At 63.8% G+C, this 12,395-nt stretch carries 15 protein-coding genes and 1 riboswitch; of the genes, 5 read left to right on the top strand and 10 right to left on the bottom strand.

Features of this window, described 5'->3' with window-relative positions:
- The first annotated feature begins 27 nt into the window (after positions 1-27).
- From CH292_RS05095 to CH292_RS05085, 3 genes are all read left to right on the top strand, one after another.
- Entirely contained in the window at positions 28-312 is a 285-nt protein-coding gene (locus CH292_RS05095) for a type IV toxin-antitoxin system AbiEi family antitoxin (protein ID WP_179275363.1), read from the top strand.
- On the top strand, positions 312-635 hold the full coding sequence (locus CH292_RS05090) for a nucleotidyl transferase AbiEii/AbiGii toxin family protein (protein WP_306437478.1): 324 nt from the start codon (positions 312-314) through the stop codon (positions 633-635). Before CH292_RS05095 ends, CH292_RS05090 begins: the two co-directional genes overlap by 1 nt.
- Positions 636-965: 330 nt before the next feature.
- Positions 966-1,601 carry a uracil-DNA glycosylase gene (locus tag CH292_RS05085; protein ID WP_094628417.1) on the top strand — a complete coding sequence of 212 codons (636 nt, stop codon included), beginning with the start codon at positions 966-968 and terminating at the stop codon, positions 1,599-1,601.
- 31 nt (positions 1,602-1,632) lie between these two features.
- On the opposite strand, the gene CH292_RS05080 is transcribed toward CH292_RS05085, so the two are convergent.
- From CH292_RS05080 to CH292_RS05030, 10 genes are all read right to left on the bottom strand, one after another.
- Positions 1,633-1,980, bottom strand: coding sequence for a hypothetical protein (locus CH292_RS05080; protein WP_094628416.1), 348 nt, complete (start codon positions 1,978-1,980; stop codon positions 1,633-1,635).
- A 95-nt stretch (positions 1,981-2,075) separates the two neighbouring features.
- Positions 2,076-3,248, bottom strand: a complete 1,173-nt coding sequence (locus CH292_RS05075; RefSeq protein WP_094654136.1) for a TDT family transporter — start codon at positions 3,246-3,248, stop codon at positions 2,076-2,078.
- A gap of 69 nt (positions 3,249-3,317) precedes the next feature.
- Positions 3,318-4,223 carry a LysR family transcriptional regulator gene (locus tag CH292_RS05070; RefSeq protein WP_256977926.1) on the bottom strand — a complete coding sequence of 302 codons (906 nt, stop codon included), beginning with the start codon at positions 4,221-4,223 and terminating at the stop codon, positions 3,318-3,320.
- A 169-nt stretch (positions 4,224-4,392) separates the two neighbouring features.
- Entirely contained in the window at positions 4,393-5,427 is a 1,035-nt protein-coding gene (locus CH292_RS05065; RefSeq protein WP_256977925.1) for an arsenic resistance protein, read from the bottom strand.
- The gene (locus CH292_RS05060; protein WP_027494242.1) at positions 5,424-5,855 is read right to left on the bottom strand and encodes a MerR family transcriptional regulator; all 432 of its coding nucleotides are present in this window, start codon (positions 5,853-5,855) and stop codon (positions 5,424-5,426) included. The genes CH292_RS05065 and CH292_RS05060 overlap by 4 nt, the downstream gene beginning before the upstream one ends.
- Before the next feature lie 641 nt (positions 5,856-6,496).
- Positions 6,497-7,375: a phosphatase PAP2 family protein gene (locus tag CH292_RS05050; RefSeq protein ID WP_094654134.1), complete on the bottom strand. Its 879-nt coding sequence runs from the start codon at positions 7,373-7,375 to the stop codon at positions 6,497-6,499.
- A 368-nt stretch (positions 7,376-7,743) separates the two neighbouring features.
- Positions 7,744-8,304 (bottom strand): universal stress protein, encoded by a 561-nt coding sequence (locus CH292_RS05045; RefSeq protein ID WP_094654133.1) that lies wholly within the window; start codon positions 8,302-8,304, stop codon positions 7,744-7,746.
- Between the two features lie 10 nt (positions 8,305-8,314).
- The gene (gene crcB / locus CH292_RS05040) at positions 8,315-8,680 is read right to left on the bottom strand and encodes a fluoride efflux transporter CrcB (RefSeq protein ID WP_094654132.1); all 366 of its coding nucleotides are present in this window, start codon (positions 8,678-8,680) and stop codon (positions 8,315-8,317) included.
- Positions 8,677-9,162 carry a CrcB family protein gene (locus CH292_RS05035; protein WP_094654131.1) on the bottom strand — a complete coding sequence of 162 codons (486 nt, stop codon included), beginning with the start codon at positions 9,160-9,162 and terminating at the stop codon, positions 8,677-8,679. The genes crcB and CH292_RS05035 overlap by 4 nt, the downstream gene beginning before the upstream one ends.
- 17 nt (positions 9,163-9,179) lie before the next feature.
- Positions 9,180-9,270, bottom strand: a riboswitch (Fluoride riboswitch).
- Between the two features lie 847 nt (positions 9,271-10,117).
- Positions 10,118-10,441, bottom strand: coding sequence for a hypothetical protein (locus CH292_RS05030; protein ID WP_256977923.1), 324 nt, complete (start codon positions 10,439-10,441; stop codon positions 10,118-10,120).
- A gap of 218 nt (positions 10,442-10,659) precedes the next feature.
- Between CH292_RS05030 and CH292_RS05025 the strand changes: the two genes are divergently transcribed.
- Together CH292_RS05025 and CH292_RS05020 are read left to right on the top strand one after the other, a co-directional pair.
- A complete protein-coding gene (locus tag CH292_RS05025) occupies positions 10,660-11,106 on the top strand; it encodes an Hsp20/alpha crystallin family protein (RefSeq protein WP_179277908.1) in 447 nt (148 codons plus the stop codon).
- A 341-nt stretch (positions 11,107-11,447) separates the two neighbouring features.
- The gene (locus tag CH292_RS05020) at positions 11,448-12,248 is read left to right on the top strand and encodes an ANTAR domain-containing response regulator (RefSeq protein ID WP_256977922.1); all 801 of its coding nucleotides are present in this window, start codon (positions 11,448-11,450) and stop codon (positions 12,246-12,248) included.
- Positions 12,249-12,395 lie beyond the last annotated feature (147 nt).

The raw sequence follows: 12,395 nt of genomic DNA, 5'->3' as shown, positions 1-12,395 counted from the left end.
GTGGATGCGCCCGGATTGTGAGGGAGGTTGTCGGACCGGCAGGCGGTGGTTCGGTTCGTCGTGTGTGACGCGGCGCGTTTGGATGCGGAGCGGATCGATACCGAGTTGGGCGCGGTGCTGGTGACTTCTGCGGAGCAGGCGGTGTTGGATCTGGTGAAGCGTCCGGGTCTCGGTGACGCCGAGGGCGAGGTGTGGCCGGCGGTGGAGCAGTTGTACCGACGGTGCGATCCGAAGGTGTTGGCCGAGGTCGCTGGGGCTGAGAAGATGCGAACGACTCTCTTGCGGATGCAGGCTCGGTTGGGGGAGAAGTAGTGAATCCCAACGAGCTGGACTCGGTGGCAACGCAATTCGGTGTCGCGCGTGCACAGGTCGAACGGGATCACCTGATCTCGCACCTGCTCGGCTATCTGAGTGCGCACTTCGCGGATCGGATTACGTTCACCGGCGGAACAGCGTTGGCCCGAAGCCATTTGGTCGATGGTCGGCTCAGCGAGGATATCGATCTGATAGCGGTCGGTTCCGGACCTGAGGTCGCTCGTGATCTCGACCGCGCACTCCCGCGCGCGGTCTTGCGCGGTCACGGTCGACTGGTAAGGGATCCGGCGATCGGTATGTCACGGAGAACACACCGCTGATCGGCAACGCCATCAGTGAAATTGGGTCATCCGGTAATTCGTCGTGTAGGCGAGAGGGGACGACTGCGGCTCATGACAGGGGGATGCATAGTTGCTTTTCGATTTCGACCGTCGAGCGGGTACGCAGCTGAAAGAAGTCGATGAGAAGACGGGTGCAATAGGCACCACACGGCCTGTCGTGGTTATCTGACAGGTGTGTTCAGGCAGCGGAGTCGTCAGACGCTCAGCAGTGGTCGTCGAGGCGAGCCACCGAGAGCTGGCGTCTACGGCTCACGGTGCGTTTCCCATGGCCAGCAGTACGTGTGGCGTGGTCAGCAGTGAGTGCGGCGTATGACAGATGATGACGTGTGGTCCGGAAAGCACGCCCGAGCGCACGATGCCCCGGTCCGGTCACTCAATGCGTCGGTGTTGCGATGGAGGATCGACACTGCACGGTCCATTCCACTGTTCGATCCCGACGACGGCGGCGACGCGGCTCGCTGTCTGGTGCTGTTGGAGTCTCCGGGGCCGAAAACGATACATCCGGGCGGGACCAACATGTGTTCGTTCGACAATCCAGATCGAACGAACCCCGTGCTGAAATCGGTGTTCGCCGACGCGGGTATCGACCGGGTGCAGTGCGTCAAGTGGAATATCGTGCCGTGGGCAGTGCTCGACGACGCCGGTCATCCGGTATCGCCGACGGCATCCGTTCTCGGTGAGGCGGGCCCATATGTCGGCGAGCTTATGGCCTTGCTGCCGAAACTGGAGGTGGTTTTCGTTCTTGGTGCGAAGGCTCTCGATGGCTACATGCGCGTCATCACTGCATCTGCTCCCACCCGCCTCCTCCCGGTGATAGCGGCACCGCACCCCTCGGCTCGCAACGCACACGCACCGGCGGCTGCTCGCCAGCGGTTGATCAACGCAGCACTGTCGGTCGCAACGCACCTGGAGAAGGCACCTGAACCCCGCACTGTGCTGAGGTAGGCCGGATCGTGCTGCTGCTGCCTCCGACCGGTCAGTCCTGGTGGGGCTGGCGTTCGCCGGTGTCGGTGTCGATGTCGATCACCTCGTCCGGGCTGTCGGGGTGGTACTGGATAATGTGTGGTTCGGCGGCACCCCGGCGTGCACCGTCTCGATATGAGAACCAACATCCCGCGAACAGCACCACTGTCACGATCGCTGCGACTACGGTCCAGCCCTCGAACCCGCCGGCGAGGGCAGTGAGAAAGGCCCCCGCAGCAGCTGTTCCCGCCATCAGCAACAGCCAGGTCAGATAATTTTCGGTGACTCGTGCCCAGACGCGTCCGCGGCTGCCCCGTCTCGGGGTATCGGAAGCCGGTGTGTCTGCATTCGGTGTGTTCATCGTGATCGTGAGTCCTTTCCGGGGTCAGTGGTCGATTGGATCGACGCTGTTCGTTCGGTAGCAGCGTTCCGAGTGGGTACTACCCGGCGGTCGGTTCAGCTGGGTTGAAAAAGTTTTCCTTGCACGCTGCCGCGGAGAGTGTGGGCGGCGACTGTGCCCCAGGCTGCGAGCAACGCCGCATACAGTCCGATTGCAAGGGCCTCGACCGCGGCCGACCCCAGAGCACCGCCGAGGGCAGTGGCACCGGTGACGCAGGTGCCGATGGGGAAGGTGAACGACCACCAGGTCAGTGAGAATGTCAGTCCCTTCTGGGCGGCATGGATGGTGAGGGCGGTTGCGAGGATGAACATCAAGATGCCGAAGCCGCCCATCGTCAGTCCGTACAGAATGCCGAACACGTGCAGGCCGGTTGCGACGGAGGCGGTCTCGCCGGTGAACACCAAGGGTGCATCGTTGCCGAGCAGGTTCGCGGCGGTGATCGATTGACCGATCATGCCGAGGGTGATCCACACCGTCGGTGCTGCCTGGACCGGCGGGATTCCGCCGTGGACGAGCCGTCCGTAGATGAGCGTCATGGTCAGCATTCCGATGATCAGTGACAGCCCGAACATCGCGTAGCAACCGGACAGCATGGCCAGGCGCCACTGCCCATCCGCGATATGAGGGAGCAGCAGCGCACCGGTGGAGGCGGACACCATCGGCGGTACGACGGGCATCAACCACGCCGGGAGTGCGACGGCGGTCTGGTGATCGTGGGCGGTGATCATCAGGTAGGGCACGAGAATGCTGGTGATCAGCCCGAGGGCTGTGCCAGCGGTCCACAGGACGGCAAAAATCACGGTTGCGGGCGCCGCTCCGATGACGTCTGTGCCCAGCAGCATCGTCCCGGCACCGACGGTCAGCAGCGCCATGGGGGGTGCGCCGTAGAACTGCACCATCACCGGATGCGCGGCGTGCTCACGCGCATACTGCCGGTGTCGGATCCAGTGCACTGCGAAGGCACCGGAGAGTGTGATCAAGGCGACCGACGCTGCGATCCACACGATCGTTGCGAACACGTGCAGTCCGGGGATGTGGGCGGGCAGGGTGGCGGCGGCGTTGGCGACGATACCGGTGCCCATGACCGAGGCGAACCAGTTGGGGGTGATGTGTTCGAAGATCTGGCTCGGGTGGTCGAGGTCGGAGAGCACCGGCCACTTGCGCGGCCGCTCGGTATCGTCGCCGCGCCGAGACGTGATGGAGGAGCGGTGCAGAGCTGTCGAGGTCATGACTTCCAGCGTCCTCGCACACAGTCGTCACCGGTAGACACCGATTACCTGGCCGGTCCCAACCTCAGGTTATGGCTGCGGGGATCTGAGGGCGACGACGAGCAGGTCGCTCGACGGTCCTCGCAGTTCACGGCCCGCGGGCCACACGGCACGCAGGAACCGGCGCAGGTCGAGCCCCTCTGTGTGAACGCGGGCCAGTGTTCCGGCGGCGATCTCGGCGGATACCGCGAGGGAGCTGAGTACGGCCGGTGCGAGGCCGCCGATGACGGCAGCTTTGATGGCAGTGGTGGAGGACACCTCGAGCAGTGGCGCGGCGAGTGGGCCCGCAGTCCGGAGCGCACGTTCGAGCGCGAGACGTGTGCCGGACCCGGGTTCGCGGGTGACCAGCGGTGTCGCGGCCAGTTCGCTCGCCGTGATCGTTCGTCGAACCCATTGATGATCGGGGGCGACGACGACGACGAGTTCGTCGCGGGCAACGTCCTTCGATTGGAGTCCGCTGGGCAGATCGGGGCTTTCGACGAATCCGATGTCGGCGCGGCCGTCGAGCACCGATGCGGCTACGTCGACGGAGTTTCCGGAGGTGAGAGCCGGTGTGATGGAAGTGTCGTGGGAGCGCAGTGTGATGAGCCATCGCGGTATGAGGTATTCGGCGATGGTGAGGCTTGCGGCGATACGAATGTGGCTGTGGCGGTCGGTGCGCAGCATTGCGATGCTCGTGGCGAGCTCGGCGGCTTCGGCGATGACGCGCTCGGCCCAGCCGGCGACCAGTTCGCCGGTTGCGGTGAGGGTGGCACCTCGCTGCCCGCGATGCAGGAGTGCTACCCCGATGCGGCTTTCGAGTGCTTTCAGGCGTGCGCTCGCCGCTGGCTGCGACATGCCATGCGCCTTCCCTGCGTGTCCGATGCTTCCCAGCTCGGCGACGGACAGCAATAATTCGTAGCTGATCAGGTCGGTCACATGGGTCGGCAGGGGCACGGTGCCAGCGTAGAGACTGCAGTCGTACTGGGCACGGGGCCACAGGCGCGTTTGCCGGGAAAGTCCCCATTCGATGCTCAACGCTCGCGGGAAGTGGAACGGGGTCGCGGCACTGGATCCCGTGGTTCGTTCACCCTCACTGACGCCACCTGCTTTTATCCAGTTCTCGTCACCCAGGATTGCCTTGGTTCGTGCGAGTTGTTTCGAACCTCACCGGTGCTCTCGCAGCGTGAGCTGGGACTAGGCAGGGGATGAGTCGGACGTAGGCGACCATTCCGATCAGCTCCACCAGTGTCTGCGTCACCACGACCACGGCAGCAAGAGACAGTGCTGGTGGCAGCGCGAGCGCCAGCGGCAGTACGACCAACGAATTTCGGGTGGCGCCGGAGAAGATCAAGGCCCGAGCGTCCGGGACGTCCTGGCGGGTCACTCTGGCCGTCGCCCATCCGACAACCGCCATGATGACCAGGAACGCGACGAAGATCGGCACCGCGGCAAACAGCTGGGAGCCTTCGGAGCGGACTGCGTCGATCTGCGACGCCACGACGACGGCAAGAGTGGCCATCATGACCGGCACCATCGCCGCGGCCATCACATCCATGATCTGGGTGCCGATACGCCGACGACGCGCAAGTGCTTGCGTCAGGGCCGCCAACACCAGAGGAACAACGATCAACAGCACGAACGCTTCGACGAACGGTGCAATGTCGATGATCTCCACCAGCTCGGACCCGACGAACAACCACAGGTAGAGCGGCAGGAACGCGATCTGCAACAACATCAACAGCGGCGCACTCGCGAGGAGCCGTTCCGACGCTGCACCGGCTAACCCACTGAAGACGATGACGTAGTCGATGCAGGGAGCCAACAACACCAACAGCACACCGACGAGTACCGCCTGATCAGCAGCAACGAACCGGGTCAGAGCGAATACGACGAGCGGAACGAGCACGAAATTCAGTACTACGACGCTGAGCAAGAATTTGCCGTCGCGCAGCGATGCGCCGATGGCGGAGAACGGAACCGCGAGGAACGTAGCGTAGAGCAACACGATCAGTACCGGATTGATAGCAATCTCGAACGCGTGCGCCGACGACGGCGCGCCCAAACCGACAACGGCACCGATGAGCAGGGCCAGCAGGTAGAGCGGGATCTGGAACTTCTCCAGCCACGCCACCACCGAGGTGGTGCTCGATATGTTCATGCGGTGCCCACCGCGGTGTTCGCTGAGATCAGCCAGGTGCAGTCCGGATTGCATGGCGTCGGCGCGTCGGGTGTGTCCCCGAGCCGGGCCAGCGCGTCGGTCAAACTCTCACGCAGAGCGGTCAATTGAGCGATCGATTCGTTGGCGTGCGCGATGTGGGACTCGATGGCGGGGCCGAGTTCGGCTTTGACTGCTGCGCAGGAGTCTTTCTCCCAGACACGAAGGAGAAGTTTGATCTCCGGCAGCGACAGGTTCAGGCTCTTGGCGGCGGTGATGAACGCCAAGCGTTGCCGAGCGCGGTCGTCGTAAACGCGGTAACCGTTCGCCGAACGGTCCGCCGGGAGCAGGCCCTCGCTTTCGTAGAACCGTAGCGTGGTCGCCGGGACGCCGGTCGCCGATGACAGCTGTGAAATGCGCAGAGCGGACATGCGCACGAGGATAAACCTTCGAGTCGGGTGGAAGGTCAAATCCTTGACCTTCCACGCAGGTGCTGGGGCTAACGTCGGGCCATGTTCCCAGCGAGACCGCGCCCGGACGTCCGGGCGCTCATCCGTCTAGACCTGACGCCTTTCAGCGAGATGAAGGCCCCGTCGGCGTGCACGCTCTCAACGGCTGACCAACCTGAGGGTATCGAGTTGTGGGCAACGATCCTCACCTGCGCTACCAACCGCAGACGGTCGACGGCGGACTTGTATTCACCTTCCCGCCGGGGACGGCGTTCATCGGTCGCCTATCCGCAGCCACCGCATCGGAGCTGGCATGCTGCCCCTTCTACGCCTTCACGGTGACCCACGACGTGACAGCGACAACGATGACGGTGAGACCCCCGGGTACAGCGCGGAAGTGGTCACCCAATTCTTCGGCGATGCGGACTGATCGAGACCTACAAATCCCTGCAGTGCAGGATGATTCGTGGCACCAGGTCAGTCCGAAGGTAAAGAAATTCAGGCAGTGGTCTGTTATGCACAAGATTTGCTTCCTGTGCTGCCGAACGGCCATGAGAAGCAGCAAGGGCCATTTGCAGATGTAGGTGTCTCACGTAGTGCTCGGAGTCGGAGTGGACCCGCGATCAGTCGGGTGAGGCTGCCTGAGGGGTCGGTCCGAGCCGGACATTGACCCAGTGTCGGACCGGAGGGATCGACCACATGGTCCACAGTGCGAGGAGCGCAGTGCTGGCGGCAAGAATGCTCGCGGCGACGTCGAGCGGGAAATGTACGCCGAGGTACAGCCGGGAGGCAGCGACGGCGAGCGCGAACAGCACTGATGTGGTGCGGGCCAACCGCCGGACAATTACGTGCGCCCGAGCGGTGAGCAGGACCACAAGCCCGATCATGGCCGCAGCCACCGCTGTATGTCCAGACGGGAACGACCACACGGTGTCGGGGGGAATCAGCCAGAACCGTTGCGGGGGACGGGGTTCGCGGATGCTGTCTTTCGCGATTGTCGACACGACGAGGGTAGATGCCATCACTGCCAGGGCCCATGCCGCGTCGACCCGTCGGCTTCTCCACGTGAGCCATGCGGCGATACCGATCGCCACCACGATTCCGACGACCGGTTGTGCGCAGTCCGTGACAAATTCGGCGAGGGCAGTGGCCCAGTCGGCGCGATGAGGGGCGATACGGTCGTGGAACCGCAGACCCGCCTCTGTCACGGCAGTGGTGGCGGCGAGAGTGCCGACGGCGAGCAGTGCGGCAAATGCGAGCAGAGCGGCGGCAAACGGCCGAATCCACGGACGAGCAGGAAACATACGTGACTTTCCGTGGTTGGGTTGCGTGGGATGGACGGTGGGGTGCCAGGTGCGGCGACGACCGGTGGCGAGTAGGGCGGCCACTGCGATGACCTGGATTGCGGCAACGACGGTGATCGACGCGGGAATCGAATGTCGTAGAGCAGATCGGTTTTCGGCTGGGGAACGGATGGCTTTGCCGCTCCGTTCGTCGATCACGAGAACGCAGACGCGCCAGTGCGCCGGCGATCCAGAAGAAGGGCACGGTGATGACGGGGTGCGCGTAACCGGATACGTCGACGCCCAGAAGCGGCGGGTCGGTGTATGCCACCGGGCCGGAGACCGAGCGCACCATCAGCGCTGCGGCCGCGTCGAATCCGGTGACCACACCCCGACGACGACGGCGGTAGCCCCCCCGCGAGGCGAGGGGGCCGGTGATCGAGCGAGCACCTTCGTAGACGAAGTCCGCGAGCATGCTGACCGTCCCGAACGGGACAACGAACCGACACGCCCCCCATCGATGGTCGCGGCGGTTCGGTGGATTTCTTTCTGGAAGCGCGCGGCGGGAACCCGGCGCGGCGGATGGGTCATCGGCGTGTTTGGGCTGCGTCACTATGCTGCCTATCGGTAGCGGGGACGAGGAGGACCGGGCGGTGGGCGTGGCGGGCCAGTGTCGCGGACACAGATTCGCCGACGGCCCTCTCCACCAGTGACATCATCCCGCCGCGGGTGGTACCGATGATGATCATCAGGGCGTCGTTGGCGTCGGCGATCGTGGTCAACAGTCGAGCCGGGTCGCCCCGCCTCGAGTAGAACGCCCAGTTCCCGGGGATGGCGGCCAGCATCGCGCATGCCTCGCGGCGTTCTTGTTCGACGACATCGCCTATACATTGCTCCCAGTCGGCACTGTCCGGGTCGATCGGCAGGTCATCGGTGTCGACGATGTGCGCTACATGCAGGAACGCGTTCAGTCGACCGGCAAGGTCCATCGCGTAGGTCAAGGCAGCGTGGCTTGCTGGGTGCCGGTCGAACCCCACGACCAGGTGGCACTCCGGTTCTACCGAGGCGGCGGGGCCGTCCACCTGTAACGGAGCGCGCCAGTCCCCTAGGTCGTCGCAGGAGGCGTGGCTGGGATCGTCCTCGGTCATTGTTTTCTCCTCATACGGAAGCGGCGACGAGACCGGCACCGCCGGCGACGACAGTCACCAGCAGGGTGCCGACCGCGTTCAACACGCCAGCGATGTACTTCTGACGTTGGATCAGCCGCACCGTCTCGAAACTGGCGGTGCTGAAGGTGGTGTACCCGCCGCAGAACCCGATGCCCACGATCAGCTGAAGTTCCTGGGGTAGTCCGTGGAAAAGGATCAGTCCGATGACGAACCCGAGGAGCAGCGATCCGGTCACGTTGATGGTCGCTGTCGCCCAGGGAAAATCCGACGCCCGGTGGTGCCTGATGGCCCCGTCGAGCACAAAACGGACGATCGACCCGGCGCTGCCCCCGCAGGCGATCCAGAGTGTCGTCATCGAATCGCCTCTGCGGACCGTGACCGCAGTCGAGCGGCGATCGCGATTCCGGCGGTGGTGGCCACCATCGCCACCAGCACGGTACCGGCAGCGTAGCTGCCGGCGGCCCACCACTGATGGCTGCGCAGAAACAGATCGGTATCGACGGCCAGTGTGCTGTAGGTGGTGAACGAACCGAGCATCCCGGTGCCCACCAACAGCCGGACTCGTTGCCGCCGCCGAATGTCCGGGCCCAGGCGAGCCAATCCCTCCAGCAGTAAACCGAGTAGAAATGCGCCAACGATGTTGATGGCGAAGGTCGTCACCGGCCAGCCACCTGCGGCAGGCGGAAACCACAGTCCGAGCTGGTATCGCAGTGGTGCCCCAATCAATCCACCGGCACCGACTGCGGCGATCGCGGACGGTCGCGCATGCAGCGGGCTTGGGGGCGCAGTGTCGGGATCGACCGGTAGGGTCGGATTCGGGTCGTGATGGCCGTTCATGGACAGACTCCTTCCACTCAGGGAAAGGAGCCATCAGCCCCAGGGTTGGGGCGGTTCAGACAACCCCCTACGGGGCGGTCTCGGCGGAGATCCATCGCCGGACACCACTATAGCCTGACCAGGGATCGACCCAAGCAGATCCGGTGTAAGTTCGAGATTCTCGGTCAGCAGGCCGAGGTGTCTATGTGCCAGCGCTGCAGCTCAACAGCCGAAACCCGGTTGTTGAGCTCGACCACCGGCCACGACGGCACCGGCAGTGCAACGGGTCGGATCGGACACCGGTGTTCGCGTATCAAGCCCGGTATGCCCGATCCGCCGACCACCGCGATCTTCTCAACACGGGTACGTGGCACACGGCGTCACCAAGTCGCTGAACATTTCGCCGAACACAGCATTGTCGTCGAACTCAGAGCGGGCACCAGGCTCGGAACCGAGGTTCATTGCCACGCCGCATCGACACGCAGTCGACTAGACCACACTCGAACATGAACTGACGCCACACAATTTAACCCCACTGCAGTAGGTCGAGAGTGAATCGGGATACTTCGAATCGAACGCATAGAACGTCTGGCGCACAAGCACACTCAACATACCGCTGATGCCTTGCTCTTCGGTGTCACGAGCGTGTCACATGTCGGGACTTACGACGGTGGATTCGGGTGGTGCTGCTTGGACGATTGACGCAGGTCAGAGTATCTGTGGTGGTTCCATACGGACGTATCTGGTTGCCTCGCAACATACTTGTAAGCGAGCGGTCAACGGTTCAATCCCGTTAGGGGGCTCCGCGCATGAAGGCCCCGACCACGTCACGTGGTCGGGGCCTTCGTCGTTGCGAGGTGCGTCGGCCCCTCTGCAGGTGACCCCAGTGCACGGTATCGATGCGTATCCGCAGGATTCCGCTGATTGCCGGTGGTTGTGTGCACTGGGGTCAGTGTCGATTTCGGCGGGCCGATGGCTACCAGAGAACCATTGTCAGGAATCCGATTCCCAGGATGATGCCGAGGGTGCCGGCGCCGTAGGCGAGGGCAGCGTCGGTGCGTGATGCGGGAGGCCCCGAGAGGATCGGGCTGCGGTCGGCCCAGAGCGCGGCGCCGAGAGCGAGGATGCCGAGCGCGACTCCGAAGCCTGGGGTCCAGAAGCACACGATGGACAGTGCGCCGATCATCAGCGCTGAGTCGGTGTTCTCGCGGCGGTCGAATGCTCGTCGGTTCCACCACCGCCGATCCTCGGGTCCGCCGGCGGTTCCCTCGGGATTGTTCCTGTCGGCCGTCAACGTCATTGCGTGTGCTCCTTCGTGTGTCGCATGTTGCCCGATGCGGTTCTAGCGCAGCATCATCGGCCGTCCTCGTGAGACGGCGACTGCCTCGAAAATTTTTCGAAAAATTGTGCACAACCATCTTGGCACTCGGATGGTGAGAGTGCTAATTTCTGTATCGCACAGTCAAGAGCAGCCCGCTACAGGGGCGGGTGCATCTGGAGTTGATGGAGGTGGTTGCTGTGCTTCGCTTCGATCCGTTCCGTGACCTCGATTCCATTACCTCGGCCATGCTGGGGACGTCGAGCGGTTCCGATCGTGCGCCACGGTTCATGCCGATGGACCTGTACAAACTCGACGATCACTACGTTCTGTCGGCGGATCTTCCCGGGGTGGATCCGGGTTCGATCGATGTCGATGTCGACCGCGGAACCCTCACGCTGACAGCACATCGCACTGCACCCGATACCGATGGGGTGCAGTGGATTTCCTCGGAACGTTTCGCCGGCACGTATCGTCGCCAGCTCGCGCTGGGTGACGGCGTCGACTCCGAGCGCATTTCCGCGTCCTATGACAACGGGGTCTTGTCGGTGACGATCCCGCTGGCCGAGCGCGCCAGACCGCGGAAGGTCCAGATCAGCGCCGGCACCTCCGACGGTCAACGGTCGATCGAGACGCAGTCGAAATGATCGATCCGGTCATGTGGCCCGAGGGCCCGTACGAGTGTGCGCCAGCAGATTTCGTCGAGCAGCGTATCGAAGTCCCGTTCGAGGACGATGCGTATCCACCGACCGCTCGCTTCGAGGTTGTCGGGGCGGCGTAGATCAGGCGGAAGTGCCTGTGTGGGGGTGGCGCGGGGCGCTGCCGGTTTCTTGACAGCGCCCCGCGCCGCGGTACGTCCGTGTAGCGGGGTACCGGCAGCTCGGATGCCACGGCTGCCGCGTACCCAAACCTGGCCCCCCTGCGGTAAGTCGAGCATCGGCGGCGCATTCGATTCCGGTTCCGGATGATCGTGTGGTCGAATCTGTTGGTGAAGGATTCTGTGGTCACTGATGCCAATACGGCGGAGGGCGAGAGCCTCGCTGCCGCCGACGACGCAACCCGCGCGGCTGCCGCTCGCTTCGGGGCGGTGGTCGCTTCGATCGGTGACTCCATTCGCGACGACGACCATGTCCTCGAAACCCTCGACCGGCTCGTCGCAGCAGCATGCGAGCACATCGGGGACGTCGACCACGCCAGTGTCACCATCGACGTCGACGGCCGAAGCTTCACTGCGTGCTCGACCGACGACTCGACGATGGCTATCGACCTCGAGCAGTACGACCTCGATTCCGGGCCGTGCCTGACCGCTGCTCGCACGCCGGAAACAGTGGTCGCGGACTGCGACGTGATCGACCAGCGATGGCCGAACTTCGGGCCGACCGCCCGCGCTGCAGGTGTGCATTCGATTGTCGCCGAACCCATCTCGTCGGCGCAGGTGACGTTCGGTGCCGTCAACCTCTACAGCCGCACCGCGCATGCTTTCGACGATATCGATCGATCCCTGCTGGCGGCATTGACCGCCGCGATCGGATCCGCCGTCGGCGACTTCGCGCGGATCGGCGCCGCCCAGGACACCGTGGACGGCCTGCGTACCGCTATGGAACATCGGGCCCCGATAGAGCAGGCGAAAGGGATCCTGATGGCTCTGCATCGCATCGGACCCGACCAGGCTTTCGACATCCTGTCCACTCGGTCTCAGAACACCAATCGCCGTCTTCGTTCGATCGCCGTCGAATTCGTCGCCGCCGTCAGCGAGGTCAGTACAACGGTGACCGATACTCCGACGTGACCGACGCGCTCCGTCTCGGCCGGGGAGCTACCGCGATCGATCCCCGAAGAGCCGTTATCGCGATGTTATTCCCTAGTTATCAATTCGAGATAGACCGGTCGAGTCTTCGATATCGGACACTGGAAAACTAATTGCACAGTCAACGAG

It is taken from the genome of Rhodococcus sp. 14-2470-1a (assembly GCF_002259425.1).
Lineage (GTDB): Bacteria > Actinomycetota > Actinomycetes > Mycobacteriales > Mycobacteriaceae > Rhodococcoides > Rhodococcoides fascians_E.
Note: the sequence above shows the minus strand (reverse complement) of the source record. Positions and strands in the feature narration are given on the sequence as shown.